Below are 5,055 nucleotides of genomic sequence, written 5' to 3'. Positions count from 1 at the left end.
GCCTGCTAGACCTGTTGGCGAGCCATGCTGCAAAGGCCACCTTTTTCCTGCTTGGTGAGCAGATCGAAAAACATCCCGAGATCGTCGACCGGCTGGTTTCCGAAGGCCACCAACTGGGTAACCACTCCTACGATCATCCTCGCTTCACGCGTATCCCGCGTGCCGATCAACTGGATCAGATCGAGCGTACGGAAAAACTGCTGACACGCCACGATGGCAAGACCAGGCATCGGTTCCGTCCTCCATCCGGCCGGTTTCCACTGTCGCTGCTGGCGCAGTATGCGTTTCGCCCGGACAGCATGGCCTATTGGTCCTATGACAGTCTCGACTACCAGCACAGGCCTGCAGCGGAGCTGGTCGAGATCATGCGCAACTCGCCACCGCGTGCGGGCGACATCGTGCTGATGCACGATGACAGTGATGCCACGATCGATGCCCTGGCGGTGTTGCTGCCCGAGTGGCGCGCATCGGGGTTCGAGCTTTCCATCCTGCCCGAGTTGCCAGGGGCATGAACGGGACAACCGATCCTGCTGTCCAGCGCAGGCTGGCGTCCTGCTTGACTGTTGCACAGAGAAGGACACGCTGAGTCCATGAATACGTATTTCCTGATCGCCATCGTGCTTGTTCCGGGCGCACTCCTTGCCGGGTTCATGTTCTGGATGATCCTGCGCTCGCGCAACATGCAGATCTGGCTTCGCAGCTACCTTGCCCGTCCCGCGCGGCCAAAAACGTCCGGGCCGGTCCATGTGATGTTCTGTTTCGTTGATCATTTCGAGCCGATGTGGGGAGGAGCCGACCTGGCCGCGCAACGCCTGCGGGTGGATCGCTGGTGCCACGACTATCGGGCCATGGCAGGTCGCCATCGCGATGCAGACGGACGCCATCCGCAACATGGATTCTTCTATCCCGAAGAGGAATACGTCGAAGAGCACCTCGAGAAAATTGCCGCGCTATGTGCCGATGGCTACGGCGAAATCGAGATCCATCTGCATCACGACAACGATACGCCGGAGAATTTCTGTACATCGATGCGGCGCTTCTGCAATACCTTGCACGAGAAGCATGGCGCGCTGGTGCGGGATCCGCGCACCGGCGAGCTCGCGTTCGCCTTCATCCACGGCAACTGGTCTCTGGATAACTCGCGCGCGGATGGGCGCTGGTGCGGCATCAATAACGAACTGATCTTGCTTCGCGAACTGGGCTGCTATGCCGATTTCACGCTGCCTTCCGCACCCAGCGACACGCAGACCAGTACGGTGAACTCGATTTACTATGCGACCGATGATCCGAAGCGCCCGAAATCACATGACAAGGGTGAGCCGGTGCATGTGGGCGGCAAGACAGTCGGCGACCTGATGATCGTGCAGGGACCATTGGCCCTGAACTGGCGAAGCCGTCGATTCGGGATCATTCCCCGCATCGAGAATTCGGATGTTCGCCGCAGCTGCCCGCCCACGCCCGAGCGCGTCGATGCATGGATCGAAACCGGCATCCATGTTGAAGGTCGTCCGGAATGGGTATTCGTAAAGATCCACACCCATGGCACCCAGGAAGGCGACATGGATACCCTGCTTGGCGCCGAGATGGATGCCATGCACGAACACCTCGAAACCAGGTACAACGATGGTGAGAACTACGTACTCCACTACGTGACCGCACGCGAGGTCTACAACATCATCAAGGCCGCCGAAGCCGGCAAGCACGGCGATCCGGCTCAGTATCGCGACTACATCCTGCCGGCCCCCCTTCGCAGCGACGCTGCTTTCGCGCCGTGAGCGGGCGGCATGGGGAGTCCATTCCCGGGATGGTCAGCGTCATCATGCCGGCCTGGAATGCAGCGGGATTCATGAGCCGTTCGATCGATTCGGTTCTCGTCCAGACACGTGCGGACCTTGAGCTGGTCATCGTGGATGATTGTTCGACTGACGACACCCCAGCCCTGATCGAGCGCCACGCAACGGCTGACGCACGCGTCCGCCTCATTCGAATGGCAAGCAATTCGGGCGTTGCTGCTGCCCGCAATGCGGGTATCGCCGCTGCGCGCGGTGAATTTCTGGCATTCCTCGACAGCGATGACTGGTGGCATCCGCGCAAGCTTGAGCTGCAGATCGGGCAGATGCGCCAATCTGGTGCCCGAGTCAGCTACTGCACGTATCAGCGAATGGCCGAAGACGGTCGTGTGTTATCCACAGTGCGGCCACCTGCGCGTTTGAGCCATGCGGATCTGCTGCGCAGCAACTACATCGGCAACCTCACTGGCGTTTACCAGCGCAGCCTGGGCGCGGCGGAGTTCATCAGGATGGGACACGAGGATTACGTGTTCTGGCTGCAGATGGTGCAACGCGCCGGGGGCGCGGAGCGGATCGAGCACGACGAGCCGCTCGCCTACTACCTGGTGCGAGAGGGCTCGGTTTCCGCGAACAAGCTGAAGGCTGCCGGCTGGCAGTGGCGCATTTATCGCGATGTCGAGTCACTTTCGCTCGCTCGCTCCATCGTGTGCATGTGCCATTACGTCTGGAATGCGATCGCCAAGAGGCATTGAAAGACCACGAGCGGGGCTTGCGAGGTCAGTGGGGAAACCCGCTGAAGCGGTCCGAGCACGCCTTCCCGTCTCTCGAATCGCCAAAAGAATCGGGGACTTGGGGGCCAGTTCACACTATTTGACGGTCCACTTTCCAATTCTGAACGCGGTACGCAAAACTCATCGGCCACGATCGCTATTGTCCGCTTCCCTGAAGGGCTGTGTGGCGACCGAAATCCTGTTTCGCCAGCTGCGCCGCCTGTTGCTCGCGAGACATTGCCATGTTCTGTTTTCCGTCGGCCGCTCGATTGGCCCTGCTGTCTTCCCTGGCGCTTTGTGCCGCCGGTGAGGCGCGGGCAACCATCAACAGCGATCTTTCATTTGTGAACATGCAGTCCACCCAATACTCCAGATTCAAGGACTGGGTAGACCGGGCGGTAGCAGGCAGTCCCGGCTACGACTTCTCCGCAAACGATGCCGTTGTCATGTACCGACTGACCAACCAGTCGCAGTACTGCACCCTCGCCGTGAACATGGTCGAAAGTCAGGTGAGCGCGGCCGAAGCGGCAATGGCGGGGAATCAGAACCCTGAAGTGGCACGTGATTCCTATCTCTACGCCGGTGCCCTGATCGGTGACCTGGCGCTGACCTACGACTGGTGTTCCACCTATGTGAGCAGCAACCAGCGCACACGCTGGTCGGCGTACACGGAACGGACCATCGCGAACATCTGGAACCCGTCGCAGGCGCAGTGGGCAGGTCGTGCTGCATCGTGGTCGGGATGGGGCACCAATGATCCGGCCAACAACTATTACTACAGCTTCCTGCGCGCGACCATGTATTGGGCGCTGGCCAGCAACAGCAGCAGCTGGATCTCGTTCCTGCAGACGCAGAAGCTTCCGATGCTTGAGAGCTATTTCGCGATGCTGCAAGGTGGTGGCAGCGAGGAGGGGACCGGTTACGGAACCTCCCACCACAAGCTGTTCGAGCTGTACCGGGTCTGGCGTGATTCGATGGGTACCGATCTGGCCAATGCCAATTCGCACCTGACCGACACCATTTCCTACTGGCTGCATGCAACCGTGCCGTCACGCGACCGCTTTGCGCCATACGGCGATCAGTCGCGCAATTCCAACCCCGAGTTTTTCGACTATCACCGGCATCTGCTGCTCGAGGCGCGCTACCTGACCAACAATGCCGCAGCGCGCGATCTTGCATCGTGGTGGATCAATCACAATTCCGTGCAGCAGATGTCCAGCGGCTTCAACTTCCGCGATGACCTGTTGCCGGCAGGAAGCTCCTCCAGCGTACCGAATGCTCCGCTGACCTACGTGGCTACAGGAATTGGTCATCTGTTCACCCGGACCAGCTGGGAGACGAGCGCGACCTGGCTCAGTTTCTCCGCCGGATCCTATGCGCAAAGCCACGCCCATCAGGACCAGGGATCGTTCACCCTGTTCTCCGGCGACTGGCTTGCGGTGACCGAGAACATCCGTAGCCACAGCGGCATCCAGCAAGGTACCGAGGTACACAACGTCGTCCGCTTCGTTCGCAACGGTGCCAATGTGCGCCAACGTGAAGGCACCCGTTCAACCATGAACGTGACTCAGCTTGGGCCAAGCCCGGGCGAGGTTCATGTCACGGGAGACATGAGCGCGGCCTACCAGTCTGGTGCCGGCGTTACTTCATGGCAGCGCAGGCTTGATTTCAGCGGCAGCAGCTTGCTCGTGACGGATCAGTTCTCGGTGACCTCGGACACTCAGGCGATTTTTCAGGTCAATACCCCGGTCAAGCCAATCATCAGCGGCCAGACGGCAACGGCAGGAAACCTGAAGATTCGTGTGATCGAGCCGCTCAATGCGACGCTTGTTGCAGTCGACTGGCGCACGATCGACGGTGACTTCAATTCCGGCTGGAAGCTGGAAGTTCGTGGAGCATCCTCGAACACCGGATACATCGTCGAGCTGACGACCGGCGATTCCATCATGAAGCACGGGTTCGAGAACTAGTCCAGGCGAGTCGCAATCAGCCGAGCTGCCGGGTGGCTATCGCCAGTTGCTGCCGCTAGCGCAGGAACGTCCACCGACGTTGCCGGTTCGGTTCGATGCTTTTGCCAAAGGCCCGTCAGGGGGGGGGATCTACTGATCAAGATTCGCCCGGCCGCGCAGGAATTCCCGGCGTCGGCGTTGAATCGAAATTCTGCAGCATCCATTGCACGGTGCCAGCTCCGCGATTGTTCCAGTTGAAGCGGCGCGCGGTCGAGCTCGTTCGCGCGCACTCGATCGCGTAGGAGTTGGCTATCAGTTTCAATCGTTGATCAAACTTCGATTGCCAGGCCGGGTCGGTTTCAAAGTAGCGGGCCGCTGCAACAGGCAACCCCAGCTGCACGGTATGCGAGTCGCTGTACTTGCCGCCTTCATCCTGCATGCGGATCAGCGTAGAGATCGAAGCTTGCGAAGAGGACCAGTACCAGGCGATTTGTCCATCCGGGCCGCTGCAGTCGTCGCGCCAGCTGTGGCCCGCCAGCTTGAAAG

4 protein-coding genes and 1 pseudogene are annotated in these 5,055 nt (G+C 60.1%); 4 read left to right on the top strand and 1 reads right to left on the bottom strand.

Annotation, left to right across the window (positions count from 1 at the left end):
- The 4 genes from WBP53_RS12345 to WBP53_RS12330 form a co-directional block, all read left to right on the top strand.
- Positions 1-512: polysaccharide deacetylase family protein (locus WBP53_RS12345; protein WP_423929347.1), on the top strand; the 512-nt coding region annotated here is incomplete at its 5' end.
- Positions 513-590: 78 nt separating this feature from the next.
- Positions 591-1,775 (top strand): hypothetical protein, encoded by a 1,185-nt coding sequence (locus WBP53_RS12340; RefSeq protein ID WP_423929345.1) that lies wholly within the window; start codon positions 591-593, stop codon positions 1,773-1,775.
- A 29-nt stretch (positions 1,776-1,804) separates the two neighbouring features.
- Positions 1,805-2,542 (top strand): glycosyltransferase family 2 protein, encoded by a 738-nt coding sequence (locus tag WBP53_RS12335; RefSeq protein WP_423929349.1) that lies wholly within the window; start codon positions 1,805-1,807, stop codon positions 2,540-2,542.
- Positions 2,543-2,802: 260 nt separating this feature from the next.
- Positions 2,803-4,530, top strand: coding sequence for a heparinase II/III domain-containing protein (locus tag WBP53_RS12330; RefSeq protein WP_423929343.1), 1,728 nt, complete (start codon positions 2,803-2,805; stop codon positions 4,528-4,530).
- Between the two features lie 136 nt (positions 4,531-4,666).
- Here the strand turns inward: WBP53_RS12330 and WBP53_RS12325 are convergent.
- A pseudogene (locus tag WBP53_RS12325) lies at positions 4,667-5,055 on the bottom strand (hypothetical protein); the annotation flags it as partial.

The organism is Dokdonella sp. (assembly GCF_049593775.1).
Taxonomy (GTDB): domain Bacteria; phylum Pseudomonadota; class Gammaproteobacteria; order Xanthomonadales; family Rhodanobacteraceae; genus Dokdonella.
Note: the sequence above shows the minus strand (reverse complement) of the source record. Positions and strands in the feature narration are given on the sequence as shown.